The organism is Micromonospora sp. IBHARD004 (assembly GCF_052814115.1).
This window is the reverse complement of record NZ_CP199934.1, coordinates 821,480-834,886: the sequence shown is the minus strand read 5'-3', so window position 1 is coordinate 834,886 and position 13,407 is coordinate 821,480. Positions and strand designations below refer to the sequence as shown.

Sequence of the window (13,407 nt, the reverse complement as noted above, 5' to 3'; positions counted from 1 at the left end):
CGATGGACGAGGGATCCGGCCCGGCACCGGCTCCCGTCCGCGACGGACGGGAGCCGGCGGGCGCACGGTCGGCGGGTGACGAGCGGCCGGCGCCGCCCCGGTGTGGGCCCGGCGCGACCGGGTCAGTCCGCCGGGAGCAGGCCGGCCGAGCGGCCGGCGACCACCTTCCCGATCAACCCGAGGGCGTCGGCGACGGGCATCGGGGCCAGCGCGCGACCGTCGCGCAGCCGCAGCGAGACCGCGCCGTCGGCCGCCTCCCGGGGGCCCAGCACCCCGACGTACGGGACGCGGCGGCGGGCGGCGTCGCGGACCCGGGCGCCCAGCGAGCCGGCCACCTCGACCTCGGCCCGCAGCCCGGCCGCCCCGGCCCGGCGGGCCAGCTCGACGGCCGCGCCGGCCTGCCCCTCCTCGACCGGGAGCAGCACCAGCTGCACCGGGGCGTACCAGGCCGGAAAGGCGCCCGCATGCACCTCGATCAGGTACGCGAAGAGCCGCTCCATGCTGCCGACCAGGCTCCGGTGCACCAGCACCGGCCGCCGCCGCGACCCGTCCGCGTCGGTGTACGACAGGTCGAACTTCTCGGGCTTGTCGAAGTCGAGCTGGATGGTGGAGATGGTGGACTCCCGGCCGGCCGCGTCGACGATCTGGATGTCGATCTTCGGCCCGTAGAAGGCGGCCTCGCCGGGCGCCTCGGTGAACTCCACCCCGTCGAGCGCGGCGCGGAGCAGCTCCTCGGCCCGCGCCCACGCGGCGTCGTCCCCGACGTACTTCTCCCCCGGCCCGCGCAGCGACAGCCGGAACCCGGCCGCTCGTACGCCGAGCGCGGCGTGCGCCTCGCGGATCAGCCGCAGGATCTCGCGTACCTCGTCGCCGACCTGGTCGAGGGCGCAGAAGTTGTGCGCGTCGTTCAGCGAGATGGCGCGGACCCGGGACAGCCCGCCCAGCACGCCGGAGCGTTCCGCCCGGTACATCCCGCCCAGCTCGGCGATCCGCAGCGGCAGCTCCCGGTAGGAGCGGCCCCGGGCGCGGAACACCAGCGCGTGGTGCGGGCAGAGGGCCGGCCGGAGCACGAACTCGTCGTCGGCGCTCAGCCGCATCGGCGGGAACATGTCGTCGGCGAAGTAGCCCAGGTGGCCGGAGAGCTCGAAGAGCTCCCGTTTGCCCAGCGGCGGCGAGTAGACGTGCCGGTAGCCGGCCCCGCGCTCCAGGTCGCGGACGTACTCCTCGACGGCGTGCCGGGCGGCGGCGCCGGCCGGCAGCCAGATGGGCAGGCCGGCGCCCGCGAGCGGGTCGGAGACGAACAGCTCCAGCTCCCGGCCGAGCCTGCGGTGGTCGATCATGTCGCTCTCCTTGATCGGGTACGACCCGGAGGCGAGGCGGCCCGGAACGCCACGAGGCCCCGGGGCGGTTCGCCCCGGGGCCTCGTCGACGGTTACGTCAGTGCGGCGCGCCGGGGATTCCCGGCGTCGTGGTCACCACCGCGCTGCGCATGCGGCGACGGTACGTGGGCGTCGACGTGCCACGCATCCGGATTTCGCGGTGTCATCGAGGGCGCGGGCGCCCCGGGAAAGGGGGCGGGTCGCCGGCACGGGACCTGCCGGCGACCCGCGGCGGCCCGGTCGTCAGGAACGGGGGACCCGACGTCCGTGTGGCCGCGCGCCGACAACGGTACGCCGACGAGCGCCGATCCGCCGCCCGTCGCCGTGCCACGCGCCACGCCGACGTCCCGTCACATTCGGCGTCGCCGTGTCGTTGTAGTTCGGTGGCCCTGCCGTGTCAGCGGTCACCACCGGCCAGGGCCTCGACCGGTGACGCCGGACACGCCGTCAGGCTCGGTGCAGGCAATCGGGGGAAATCGGCGAGGTGGCAGTCGTGCCCGAACTCATCACTGACGTCGCGTCGCCGACGTGGGCGTACCTCGCGCTGCTCGCGCTGCTGGCCGTCGACGCCTTCGTACCGGTCATCCCGACCCAGGTCGTCATGATCACCAGCGGCGCGCTGACCGTGTACGGCGGGCTGAGCCTGCCCCTCACCATCGCCGTCGGCGCGCTCGGCGTCTTCGCCGGCGACCTGGCCTGCTACCTGATCGGGCGGCGCGCCCCGGACCGCCGGGAGGCGCGGCACGCCATGCCGGGCCGGGCCCGCCGGGTGGCCGGCCGGGTCACCCGGGGGTTACGCGAACCGGGGCCGCTGGTGATCCTGCTCTGCCGATTCGTGCCGGGTGGCCGGATGGCGGCCTGCTTCTCCGCCGGGCGCAGCCGCTACCCGTACCGGCTCTTCCTGCTCTACGAGACCGCCGCGGCGGCCGGCTGGGCGACGTACGGGACGCTGGTCGGGCACCTGGGCGGCACCGCGCTGACCCAGTCGGCCTGGCGGCTGGCGCTGATCGGCGGCGCGGCGGCGGCCGGGTTCGCGGGCGCGGGCTGGGCGATGACCGTGATCAGCGCCCGCAACGCCCGCCGCGAGGTCCCCGTCGACTGACCGGTCCCACCGCTCGCACCGGTGCGCCTCTAGGGGTGGTCCCGGGGATCGATGTCGGTGGCCGTCCCGGATCCGCTTCGGGTGCCCCCGGCGACAGGCTGAGGCATGCCTGGAACCCGGAGACACGGGCTGCTCGCCCTCGGCGGGATCGCCCTGGCGGCGGTGCTCGCCCTGATCGGTCACCTCGAAGTGAACGACGACCTGAATCCCTGGTCGCTGACCGTCAGCGACTTCGCCGTCTCGGACCGGGGCGGCGTCATCGACGTGGCGATGGCGGTTCTCGCCGCGGCCACCGCCGTGCTGATCCCGGCCCTCCGCGCCCCCGGCCGGCTGGTGGCGGTGCTGCTCTGGGCGTGGACCGCCGGGCTGGTGGTCGCCGCGCTGGTACCGACCAACGAACCCGGCCTGCCCATGGACCCCGCCGCCTACCTGCACCGGTACGCCTCGGTGGTCGCCTTCCTCGCGTTGCCGCCGGCCGGCTGGCTGCTCGCCGGGCGGCTGGGCGGACGCGACGCCTCCTGGCTGCGCGCGCTCGCCCTGACCAGCCTGGCCCTGGCCCTGGCCATGGTCTGGACCGCCTACCCGGGGGACCGGGTGCTGATCGGCCTCGCCGAACGGCTGCTGATCCTCGCCGAGGTCGGCGTGCTCGCCGTGGTCGCGGTGAGCCTGGTCCGCCGGCCCGCCCCCACGGCACCGACCGCGGAGACGGGGTTACTCCAGTTCGTGGAGCATGAGCTGGCGGGCGGCCTCGGTGATGGAGCCGGAGAGGCTGGGGTAGATGGTGATCGTCTGGGCCAGCTCGTTCACCGTGAGGTTGTTCTCCACCGCCATGGTGATCGGGAGGATCAGCTCGCTGGCCTTCGGGGCCACCACCACGCCGCCGATCACCTGACCGCTGGCCGGGCGGCAGAAGAGCTTGACGAAGCCGTCGGCCAGGTCGTCCATCTTCGCCCGCGCGTTGCCGGAGAGCGGCAGCATCACCTGGCGGGCCGGGACCTTGCCGGCGTCCACCTCGTCCTGCGAGACGCCGACCGTGGCCAGCTCCGGGTCGGTGAAGACGTTCGCCGCGACGGTACGCAGCCGCAGCGGCCGGACCGCCTCGCCGAGCGCGTGCCACATCGCGATCCGGCCCTGCATCGCGGCGACGCTGGCCAGCGGCAGCACGCCGGTGCAGTCGCCGGCGGCGTAGACGCCGGGGACGTTGGTCCGGGAGACCCGGTCGACCGTGACGTAGCCGCCCCGGGCCAGCTCCACGCCGTACTCGGCGAGGCCGAGGTTGGCGGTGTTGGGGATCGAGCCGACGGCGATCAGCGCGTGCGAGCCGTACACCTTGCGGCCGTCGGAGAGCTCGACCTCGACGCCGTCGGCGGTGCGGCGGACCGCGTCCGCCCGGGAGTTGTTGAGGATGCTCATGCCCCGGTTGCGGAACACCCGCTCGATGGCCATCGCGGCGTCGGCGTCCTCGTGCGGCATCACCCGGTCCCGGCTGGAGACCAGGGTGACCTCGACGCCCATGGCCAGGTACGCGCTGGCGAACTCGGCGCCGGTCACGCCGGAGCCGACCACGATCAGGTGCTCGGGCAGGTCGGGCAGGTCGTACACCTGGCGCCAGGTCAGGATGCGCTCGCCGTCCGGCACGGCGGTGGGGAGCTGGCGCGGGGTCGCGCCGGTGGCGACCAGCACGGTCGAGGCGGCGATGGAGTACTCCTCGGCGCCGTCGGCCGGGGTCACGATCACCCGGTGGGTGTGACCGAGCGTGTCCTCGCCGAGCCGGGCGGTCCCGGCGACGAACGCCACCCCGGCCTTGATCAGCTTGGCGTGAATGTCGGCGGACTGGGCCAGCGCGAGCCGCTTCACCCGCCCGTGCACCGCCGGGGCGTCGACGGTGACCGCCTCCAGCCCGTCGGAGTGCACCCCGAACTCCTCGGTGTCCCGGTAGCCGGTCACCACCTCCGAGCTGGCGATGAAGGTCTTCGACGGAACGCAGTCGGAGAGCACGCAGGCGCCGCCGGCCCCCTCCGCCTCGACCACGGTGACATCGGCGTCGAGCTGGGCGGCGACCAGCGCCGCCTCGTACCCGGCCGGCCCCCCGCCGATGATCACGATCTGGCTCACAGCGCTCGCCCCTCGTCAATGCTCACAGTGACTTTCTTCTCCCCAACGTGCTCGACACGCACCGTCGTATTCTCCCCCACCCGCCGGCCGGGCTATCGTCATCGCCGTGCGTCATTACGCCGCTTACGGCTCAAACCTGGACCCCGCCCGGATGCGCGCCTACTGCCCGCATTCGCCGATGGTGGGCACCGGCTGGCTGGAGGGGTGGCGGCTCACCTTCGCGGGCGAGGGCGTCATCGGCTGGGAGGGCTCGGTCAGCACCGTGGTCGAGTCCCCGGGTGACCGGGTCTTCGTGGCGCTCTACGACATCCACCCGTACGACGCCGCGCAGCTCGACGAGATCGAGGGCGTGACCGCCGGGACGTACCGCAAGCTCACCGTCCGCGTCTCCACCCTCGACGGGGACGTGACCGCGTGGGTCTACGTCTTCGACGGATACGAGGGCGGCCTGCCGACGTCGTGGTACCTGTCGGAGATCGCGAACGCGGCCGAGAAGGCGGGCGCGCCGGACGACTACGTCACCGAGCTGCGGTCCCGCCCCACCGGCACCGCGTCGGCGTAGCGCGTATCGCACGCCTCCAGTCTGCTCCGGCCGTCGCCCCGACCGGCCGCCGACCCCGGCCCGGGTCGTCAATCACACACCCGTGGTACTCACCGGGGCGGACGGGTCAGGCGGTGGCCGGAACGGTGAGCTGGTACATGTCGACGATCCGCGTGTCGCGCAGCCCCACCGACCGGTAGAGCGAGACCGGCGCGGTCGGGTTGCTCAGGTCGACCCCGAGGCCCGCGGAGGCGCGGCCCTTGGCCGCGTACCGGGCGAAGGCGTGCTGGAGCAGGGCGGCGCCCACCCCCCGGCGCCGCTGCCCGGGCAGCACCGCGAGGTTCTTCACGAAGCCCTCGTTCTGGTCGAGCCCCTGGTCGGAGGACTGAAGTACGCCGGCCGGCTCGCCGTCGACCTCGGCGACGAACCACTCGTCCCAGGCGGTGCCGGCACCGATCCGGGCCCGCCAACGGTCGTAGTCCTGCGGCTCGTAGTCCAGCGTGTCGCGGAAGGCGGCGTCGTAGATCCGGTGGAAGGTGCGCAGCTCGGCGTCGTCGTCGGGGCGGACCGGGCGGACCGTGACGCCGTGCGGCGGGGCGGGCGGTGCGGTGGGCAGGCCGGCCAGCGGGCGGCTCATCCGGACATACCGCTTGGCCAGGATGAACCCGGCGTCGAGAAGCGTCTGCTCCCACTCCTTCTCCGGCTCGTACACCGCGCAGCGGACGGTGAGCGCCGGCAGGTCACGCGCGGCGGCCCGCTCGGCGACCCGGATCAGTTGCCGGGCCAGCAGCGGGGCGCGCAGCGGCCGGCCCCGGTCCGGGTCGACGTACACCTCGACGAACTCGCGCCCCACCCCGGTCGGGTTGTCCACGATCGCCCAGGCGACGACCTCGCCCGCCGGGTCCAGACCCAGCCACGAGTCCGCCGCCGGGTCGACGTACGGCGCGGTCAGGCACTCCGCCACGTCCTCGGCGGAGAAGTCCGGGTATCCGATGGCGAACGTGTCGGCGGCGTGCACCACCTTCAGGATCGCCGGTACGTCGTCCAGGGTGGGTCGGCGGGCGGTCCAGCCGGCGGGAAGCGTCACGCCGCCGATCCTGGCAGCCCACCCGCCGCCCGCGCCGCCCATTTTCCGCCGGCCGACCCCGGAGCCGCCGCTCAGCGGACGGGCCGGCGCAAGAGCCGCCCGTCAGCCGGCCGGGACCGGTCGGCGGAGGTGCAGCCGGACGGCGGTGAGCAGGTCGAGCAGCTCCGCCCCCTCCCCGGGGCCGAGCGCCCGGAACGCGGTCGAGGCCAACCGGTCGGTCACCGCCTCGGCCCAGAGCCGCCGCCGGACCAGCGGCCCCACCGGCGGGTACGGCGGCGGCCAGCCGCAGGCGGCGGCGCCCGCCTCGCCCTCCGGCCCGGCCAGGACCGCCTCCAGCGGGGTCATCCCGGCCGCCCGGACGGCGAGCAGGTACGCCCCGGCGAAGTGCTCGCGGAGCAGGAGCAGCCCGACGGCCGTCCGGGCCCCGGGCGACCGGTCCGGCACCGGCATGGCCCGCCAGGCGGCGAAGAGCGGCATCCCGCTGGCCTCCGCCGCGTCGACGATCCGCTCCAGCAGCCCGACCAGCCGGGCCACCCGCGGCACGTCGCCGAGGTGCTGGGCGCCCCAGCGGCAGCACTCGGCCAGGTTCGCCGCGGCCACCTCCACCGGTGGGACCGTGCGGGCCGCCGCGTCCCAGCCGTCGGCGACCGCGTCGGGGGCGATGAAGCCGAGGGCGGCGGCGACCGTCTCGGCGCGTACGTCGCCGAGGGCGCCGGCCCGGCCGGTGATGTAGAACGCCCAGCCGGAGATGCCGAGCAGGCGGGCCCGGCGCAGTGTCCCCGGGCAGCGGCTGAACGCCTCCCCGAGCTCCAGCACCAGCGGCTTGCTGGCGGCGGCGACCTGCTCGGGGGTCATGCGCCGGACACCGCTGCGAGGGACGTGGACACCGTCCGTCCACCGTGGTCATCCATCCCGGTCAGTCTGCCTGCTGACCGCCGCCGGCGGCATCCCCCGCTTCGGCGTCCAGCGCCTCCACCGCGGCCTCGACCTCACCGGTGCGCCGGCGGGCGGCGGTGACCGCCCGCTCGGCGGCGCGGCGGGCCAGCTTGGCGCGGCTCAGCTCCTGCTCGGCGACGGCCCGCCGGCGCTCCAGCTCGGCGAGTTCGGCCTCGATCCGGTCCAGCTCCGTCGCGCCGTCCTGGGCGGACCGCACCGCGCCGGCCAGCTCCGCCTCGGCGCGTTCCTGGTCGGTCCGGGCGCGGGCCAGCTCACGGTCCAGCGCCCGGCGGCGTTTCGCCCGCTCGGCCCGGGCGGCCCGTTCCGCCGCCCGTTCGTCGCGCGCCCGCCGGGTCTCGGCCCGCTCGGCCGCCCGATCCGGTACGGCGGGCTCCTCCGCGCCGCCGGTGACCAGCCGCAGCTGGGGGCGGGGCACCTCGCCGAAGCCGGCGTAGCTGGTGGCCCGGAGCAGCCGGCCGGAGCGGATCTGTTCGGCCACCTCGGCGTCGGAGAGCGCCGCGTTGAGGGTCGCCTCGACCTCGGCCAGCGGCAGCTTCCCGGCCGGCGGGGCGTCGCCGGTCTCGGCGGCGAGCCGACGTACCTCGGCGACCAGGGCGCCGACCACGGCCCGGCGCTGCGCGGAGAGCTCGCGGAGCTTGGCGCCGCGCAGGTCGCGCTGGGCGGCGCGGAGCGCGTCGGCGAGCTGCGCCAGGTCGGCCACCAGCTCGGGCCGCTGGATGGCCAGCAGGTTGACCAGCCAGGCGGCCACGGTGGGCCGGCGCAGCCGGGCGAGCTCCCGGGCGGCGGTCTGGTCGCCGGCCCGGCGCGCCTCGGCGACGACGGCGTCCCGGGCGGCGACGAACCGGTCCGGTGGCGTCGCGTAGAGCCGCTGGACCAGCTCGCGGGAGGGGCCGGGCACCGGCTCAGGCGTCGAACCGGGTGCCCGGCTCGAGCCGCTGGTACTCGGTGTTCGACAGCGCGGTGTACTGCCGGTTGAGCACCGCGAACCCGTTGTCGTTGAGCAGTCCGTCGTGCAGGGCGTACGCGCGGCGCGGGGCGACCGCCCGGATGAAGTCGACGACCTCGGAGAACTTCGACCAGGGCGCGTGGATCGGCGCGAAGAGGGTGTCCACCTGGACCTCCTCCGGCACGACCAGGGCGTCCCCTGGGTGGTAGACGACGTCGTTGAGCAGGTAGCCCAGGTTCTCCACGACCGGGATGTCCGGGTGGATGACGGCGTGCCGGCCGCCGTACGCGCGGACCGCCACCCCGGCGGCGGTGAACGACTCGCCCGGCGCGACCACGGTCAGCGCCTCTTCCGCGTCACCGAGGACGCCGGCGAGCGAGGCCGGACCGTTGATGGTGAACGGGCGACGCTCCAGCGCCCGGGCGAGCGTCTCCGGGTTCACGTGGTCCGGGTGCTCGTGGGTGATCAGCACCGCGTCCGCCCCGTCCAACGCCTCGGGCTCGCTGAGCACCCCGGGGTCGACGACGAGCACTCCCCCGTCGTGCTCCACCCGGACACAGGAGTGGGCGTACTTGGTGACCTGCATCGTGACTCCTCGATTATCGAATCGTGACGTCCTCAGCGCAGTCTGCCGGAACCGGCGCGGTGTCGCGCCGCGTCCGACGTATCGCCCCGGGACGGGGCCACGAGGATCGGAGCGGGGATGAGCGTAAGAACAGGACGGCGTCGGGGCGTACCCCTGGCGGCGGTGGGATTGGTGGCGGTGCTGTTTGCCGGCGGTTGCGGCGCGGGAGAGCCGACGAGGTCCAGCGGCCCGGCGGCGGAGGCGCCGGCTGGCGGCGCGGCCGACCGGGGCCAGGCGGCGCCGGGCGAGGCCGGCGCGGACGCGCCGGACCTGCGGGTCGACCAGCGGTCGATCATCTACACCGGAACGATGCAGGTGCAGGTCGACGACGTGGAGCGGGCCGCCCGGGAGGCGATCGCCGCGGTGACCGCGGCGGGCGGGTTCGTCGGCGGCGACCAGCGGCGCAGCGAGTCGGCGGACGCGCGGGCGGAGTTGGAGCTGCGGGTGCCGGCGGCGAAGTTCACCGCGGTCGTGGACGAGCTGGCGAAGCTGGGCCGGCAGCAGCGGCGCGAGGTGCACACCCAGGACGTCACCGAGGAGACGGTCGACCTGGACGCCCGGATCACCAGTCAGCGGGCCCGGGTGGAGAGCGCCCGCAAGCTGCTGAGTCGGGCCACCTCGACGAGTGAGCTGGTGAGCCTGGAGAACGAGTTGGGCCGGCGGGAGGCCGACCTCGCCTCGTTGGAGGCGAAGAAGCGCCGGCTGGCCGACCTGACCGCGCTCTCCACCATCACGGTGACGTTCGTCGGGAGGGACGCCTCCACCGAGGAGGAGCAGACCGACGTCGGGTTCCTGGTCGGGCTGCGGGGTGGCTGGCAGGTCTTCGTCGCCTCGGTGACCGTCCTGCTCACGGTGCTCGGCGCGCTGCTGCCGTGGCTGGTGGCGGTCGGCGTACCGGTCGCGCTGCTGGTCCGGGTGCTGCGCCGTAGCCGGCGTCGGCGGACGCCGCCGGCCGGGCCGACGCCGCCGCTCGGGCCGCCGGCCGGACCTACCGCGCCGCCGCCAGTGCCCGCAACGCGGTCTGCACCATGAGGCGTACGCCGACCGGGATGGCGCGCTCGTCCGGATCGAAGGAGGCCCGGTGCAGGTCCACGTTGGGACCGGACCGGCCGACGCCGAGGCGGGCGAGCGCGCCCGGCACGTGCTCCAGGTACCAGGAGAAGTCCTCGCCGCCCATGCTCTGCGGGGTCTCCGCGATCCCCTCGGGGCCGAGCGCGGCGGCGGTCGCGGCGGTCAGCACCCCGATGGCCCGGGCGTCGTTGCTGACCGGCGGGCGACCGCGCAGGTATTCCAGGTCGACCGTCGCGCCGGTGGGGGCGATGACGTCCCGGACCACCTGAGCGACGATCTTCGGGGCCTGCTCCCAGGTGTCGCGGTCCATCACCCGCAGGGTGCCGGCGGCGCAGGCCTCGGACGGGATGACGTTGTAGCGGGTGCCGGCCGAGGCGTGGCCGAAGACCAGCAGCAGCCCGCTGTTGGCCGGCACCCGGCGGCTGACCAGGGCAGGCACCTCGGTGACCAGCCGGCCGAGCGCGTCGACCAGGTCGACGGTCAGGTGCGGGCGGGCGGTGTGCCCGCCCGGCCCGGTGAGCCGGACGGTGACGTTGTCGGCCGCGGCGGTGATCGGGCCGACCCGCAGGCCGACCTTGCCCACCGGCAGGTTCGGGTCGCAGTGCACGGCGAAGATCTGCACCACGTCGTCGAGGCCGCCGGCCTCGATGACCTCCAGGGAGCCGCAGGGCAGGATCTCCTCGGCCGGTTGGAAGATGAGCCGGACCCGGCCGTCGAGCTGGCCCAGGTCGGCGAGCTGGGCCAGCAGCATGCCGACGCCGAGCATCACGGAGGTGTGCACGTCGTGCCCGCAGGCGTGGCAGACGCCGTCCACCGTGGACCGGTACGGCACGTCCTTCGGGTCGGTCAGCGGCAGCGCGTCGATGTCGGCGCGGAGCGCGATCACCGGGCCGTCCGGCCGCCCGTCGATGTCGCAGATGACGCCGTTGCCCTTGGGCAGCAGGCGCGGGTTCAGCCCGGCCAGGGAGAGCTCGCGGGCGATCAGCGCCGCCGTCTCGAACTCCTCGCCGGAGAGCTCCGGGTGGGAGTGGATGTGACGGCGGGTGGCGATGAGGCCGGGTACCCGGAGGGCGAGCAGATGGTCCAGCTCGAAGGGCAGGGGCTGGGACCCGGACGGCGCCTCCGGCCAGGACGACGCCAGCTGGCCGCCGGTGGGCAGCGTCAACGCACTCGTCACGTCGAATTCTCGATCACTAGAGATGGATGGATCATCGGGGAGAACAGCAGACAGCCTAGACCTCCGGCGGTGACGCTGGGCAACATCTTTCCCGTAGCGATCGGACCGCACAGCGTCACGAATGCCCTGGTGAGAGGGCTCGAATATCTGCGGGACAGCAGGTAGATCGCGGTCGAACGCCGTCATCTGCCCCCCACCTCCTACAACGCGTAACCGTTTCGGCGGTCACGAAAACCCAGGACGTCGTTCCGAATTGTCGCATTAGTCGCGAAGATTAACTGCCGCTCCGACAATTAACCGACGACGCTCGGCGGCCGGGCGGCTCCCGACGGTGACATGACCGACCCGAACGCGACCGCACAGGCTGTCCGTCCCGATCACCCGATCGGGTTTACCCGCATTCCCGATCCGCACACTCGGGCGGGCGGCGGGGCCCCGCTGCCCCGGACCGGCCGGCCGGGCCGGGCGACGTCGCCCGGGAGGTCCGCGCCGCGCCTCCGCTCCGCCGACGTACGGGGAGAAGACCGACTGTAGCGCCGCCCGACGATCCCCGGCGACGCCCGTTTTCGCAGCTCGGAAGCGCGGACGGCGGCCCGCGCCGGCGCCGGGGCGCCGGCGGGACCGCCGTCGACGAAGGTCAGAACCGGTCGCTCGGCCGGTACGTCCCCCACACCGCGCGCAGCGTGCCGCAGACCTCGCCCACCGTGGCCCGGGCCCGCAGCGCCTCCTTCATCGGGTAGAGCACGTTCGCGGAGCCCTCGGCGGCGTCGCGCAACTCCGCGAGCGCCCGCTCGACCGCCCCGTTGTCCCGCTCGGCGCGGAGCTTCGCGAGCCGCTCCGCCTGGGCCGCCTCGATGGTCGGGTCCACCCGCAGCGGCTCGTACGGCTCCTCCTCGTCGAGAGTGAAGCGGTTGAGGCCCACCACCACCCGCTCGCCGGAGTCGATCTCCTGCGCGATCCGGTACGCCGACTGCTCGATCTCCCGCTTCTGGAAGCCGGCCTCGATCGCGTCCACCGCCGAGCCGTGGTCGGCCACCCGCTCCATCAGCTCGGTCGCCGCCGCCTCGATCTCGGCGGTCATCGCCTCCACCACGTACGACCCGGCGAACGGGTCCACGGTGGCGGTCAGGTCCGTCTCGTACGCCAGCACCTGCTGGGTCCGCAGCGCCAGCCGGGCCGCCTTCTCGGTGGGCAGCGCGATCGCCTCGTCGAAGCTGTTGGTGTGCAACGACTGGGTGCCGCCGAGCACCGCGCCGAGCCCCTGGACCGCCACCCGGACCAGGTTGACCTCCGGCTGCTGGGCGGTGAGCTGCACGCCCGCGGTCTGGGTGTGGAACCGCAGCATCATCGACTTCGGGTCCTTCGCGCCGAACTCGTCGCGCATCAGCCGGGCCCAGATCCGCCGGGCGGCGCGGAACTTGGCGACCTCCTCCAGCAGGGTGGTCCGGGCGACGAAGAAGAACGACAGCCGGGGCGCGAAGTCGTCCACGGCCAGCCCGGCCGCCAGCGCGGCGCGGACGTACTCCACGCCGTTGGCCAGCGTGAACGCGATCTCCTGCGCGGGCGTCGCGCCGGCCTCCGCCATGTGGTAGCCGGAGATGGAGATGGTGTTCCACTTCGGCACCTCCTTGCGGCAGTACGCGAAGGTGTCGGCGACCAGCCGCAGCGAGGGCTTCGGCGGGAAGATGTACGTCCCCCGGGCGATGTACTCCTTGAGGATGTCGTTCTGGATGGTGCCGTTCAATGCGCCCCCGGCGACCCCGTTCTCCTCGGCGACGAGCTGGTAGAGCAGCAGCAGCACCGAGCCGGGCGCGTTGATGGTCATCGAGGTGGAGACCTTGTCCAGCGGGATGCCGTCGAAGAGCAGCCGCATGTCCTCGATGGAGTCGATGGCCACGCCGACCTTGCCCACCTCGCCGTGCGCGATCGGGTCGTCGGAGTCGTACCCCATCTGGGTGGGCAGGTCGAAGGCGACCGAGAGGCCCATCGTGCCGGCCCGCAACAACTGGTGGTACCGCGCGTTGGACTCGGTGGCGGTGCCGAAGCCGGCGTACTGCCGCATCGTCCACGGGCGGGAGGTGTACATGGTGGGGTAGACCCCGCGGGTGTACGGGAACTCGCCCGGCGCGCCCAGCCGGTCCGCCAGCTCCCCGGGGAGGTCGGCCGCCGTGTAGACGCCCTTGATGGGGAAACCGGACTCGCTTGACCGCCGTTCGCTCATTACCGGATGGTAGGACGCCAGCGGACGTCGGTGGGTGAGGGATACCGCACACCACGTCGACGGAGATTGACGAGAGGTGAACACCTGGCCACATACCGTCGAGTAAGTAAACGTCCGCCGCGTCGGGTTTCGCATCGGCCGTCGGAACCCGCAAGATAGGGGGGTTGTGTCCCAGCCCCCCTCGAT

Annotated in this window: 11 protein-coding genes and 1 pseudogene; 4 read left to right on the top strand and 8 right to left on the bottom strand. The window is 74.1% G+C overall.

The features are described 5' to 3' along the window. Window positions 1-122 precede the first annotated feature (122 nt). Window positions 123-1,340, bottom strand: coding sequence for a threonine--tRNA ligase (thrS, locus tag ACTWO6_RS04195; RefSeq protein ID WP_446218312.1), 1,218 nt, complete (start codon window positions 1,338-1,340; stop codon window positions 123-125). Window positions 1,341-1,872: 532 nt separating this feature from the next. On the opposite strand from thrS, the gene ACTWO6_RS04190 reads away from it, so the two are divergent. Together ACTWO6_RS04190 and ACTWO6_RS04185 are read left to right on the top strand one after the other, a co-directional pair. Next, entirely contained in the window at window positions 1,873-2,481 is a 609-nt protein-coding gene (locus ACTWO6_RS04190) for a DedA family protein (protein WP_446218311.1), read from the top strand. Window positions 2,482-2,586: 105 nt separating this feature from the next. After that, a pseudogene (locus ACTWO6_RS04185) lies at window positions 2,587-3,084 on the top strand (DUF998 domain-containing protein); the annotation flags it as partial. Between the two features lie 108 nt (window positions 3,085-3,192). Here the strand turns inward: ACTWO6_RS04185 and ACTWO6_RS04180 are convergent. Next, on the bottom strand, window positions 3,193-4,596 hold the full coding sequence (locus ACTWO6_RS04180) for an NAD(P)H-quinone dehydrogenase (protein WP_446218310.1): 1,404 nt from the start codon (window positions 4,594-4,596) through the stop codon (window positions 3,193-3,195). Window positions 4,597-4,702: 106 nt separating this feature from the next. On the opposite strand from ACTWO6_RS04180, the gene ACTWO6_RS04175 reads away from it, so the two are divergent. Then, window positions 4,703-5,158 (top strand): gamma-glutamylcyclotransferase, encoded by a 456-nt coding sequence (locus tag ACTWO6_RS04175; RefSeq protein WP_109942776.1) that lies wholly within the window; start codon window positions 4,703-4,705, stop codon window positions 5,156-5,158. Window positions 5,159-5,264: 106 nt separating this feature from the next. Here the strand turns inward: ACTWO6_RS04175 and ACTWO6_RS04170 are convergent, their stop codons facing one another. From ACTWO6_RS04170 to ACTWO6_RS04155, 4 genes are all read right to left on the bottom strand, one after another. Beyond that, window positions 5,265-6,224, bottom strand: a complete 960-nt coding sequence (locus ACTWO6_RS04170) for an N-acetyltransferase family protein (RefSeq protein WP_446218309.1) — start codon at window positions 6,222-6,224, stop codon at window positions 5,265-5,267. 102 nt (window positions 6,225-6,326) lie between these two features. Beyond that, window positions 6,327-7,079: an SCO6745 family protein gene (locus ACTWO6_RS04165; RefSeq protein WP_446218308.1), complete on the bottom strand. Its 753-nt coding sequence runs from the start codon at window positions 7,077-7,079 to the stop codon at window positions 6,327-6,329. Between the two features lie 61 nt (window positions 7,080-7,140). Next, entirely contained in the window at window positions 7,141-8,079 is a 939-nt protein-coding gene (locus ACTWO6_RS04160; protein WP_446218307.1) for a hypothetical protein, read from the bottom strand. Window positions 8,080-8,083: 4 nt separating this feature from the next. After that, entirely contained in the window at window positions 8,084-8,713 is a 630-nt protein-coding gene (locus tag ACTWO6_RS04155) for an MBL fold metallo-hydrolase (protein WP_446218306.1), read from the bottom strand. A gap of 117 nt (window positions 8,714-8,830) precedes the next feature. Here ACTWO6_RS04155 and ACTWO6_RS04150 point away from each other — a divergent pair, with 117 nt between their 5' ends. Next, window positions 8,831-9,784 carry a DUF4349 domain-containing protein gene (locus ACTWO6_RS04150; RefSeq protein ID WP_446218305.1) on the top strand — a complete coding sequence of 318 codons (954 nt, stop codon included), beginning with the start codon at window positions 8,831-8,833 and terminating at the stop codon, window positions 9,782-9,784. Here the strand turns inward: ACTWO6_RS04150 and ACTWO6_RS04145 are convergent. Together ACTWO6_RS04145 and ACTWO6_RS04140 are read right to left on the bottom strand one after the other, a co-directional pair. Beyond that, window positions 9,741-11,000, bottom strand: coding sequence for an amidohydrolase (locus ACTWO6_RS04145; protein ID WP_446218304.1), 1,260 nt, complete (start codon window positions 10,998-11,000; stop codon window positions 9,741-9,743). The genes ACTWO6_RS04150 and ACTWO6_RS04145 overlap by 44 nt on opposite strands. Before the next feature lie 637 nt (window positions 11,001-11,637). Beyond that, a complete protein-coding gene (locus tag ACTWO6_RS04140) occupies window positions 11,638-13,221 on the bottom strand; it encodes an acyl-CoA mutase large subunit family protein (protein WP_130331572.1) in 1,584 nt (527 codons plus the stop codon). Between the last annotated feature and the right edge of the window lie 186 nt (window positions 13,222-13,407).

What these genes read in the sequence shown, in the direction of transcription:
- ACTWO6_RS04140 (WP_130331572.1), bottom strand. Translation starts at nt 13,221, where the DNA reads ATGAGCGAACGGCGGTCAAGCGAGTCCGGTTTCCCCATCAAGGGCGTC.
- ACTWO6_RS04165 (WP_446218308.1), bottom strand. Translation starts at nt 7,079, where the DNA reads ATGACCCCCGAGCAGGTCGCCGCCGCCAGCAAGCCGCTGGTGCTGGAG.
- ACTWO6_RS04155 (WP_446218306.1), bottom strand. Translation starts at nt 8,713, where the DNA reads ATGCAGGTCACCAAGTACGCCCACTCCTGTGTCCGGGTGGAGCACGAC.
- ACTWO6_RS04150 (WP_446218305.1), top strand. Translation starts at nt 8,831, where the DNA reads ATGAGCGTAAGAACAGGACGGCGTCGGGGCGTACCCCTGGCGGCGGTG.
- thrS (WP_446218312.1), bottom strand. Translation starts at nt 1,340, where the DNA reads ATGATCGACCACCGCAGGCTCGGCCGGGAGCTGGAGCTGTTCGTCTCC.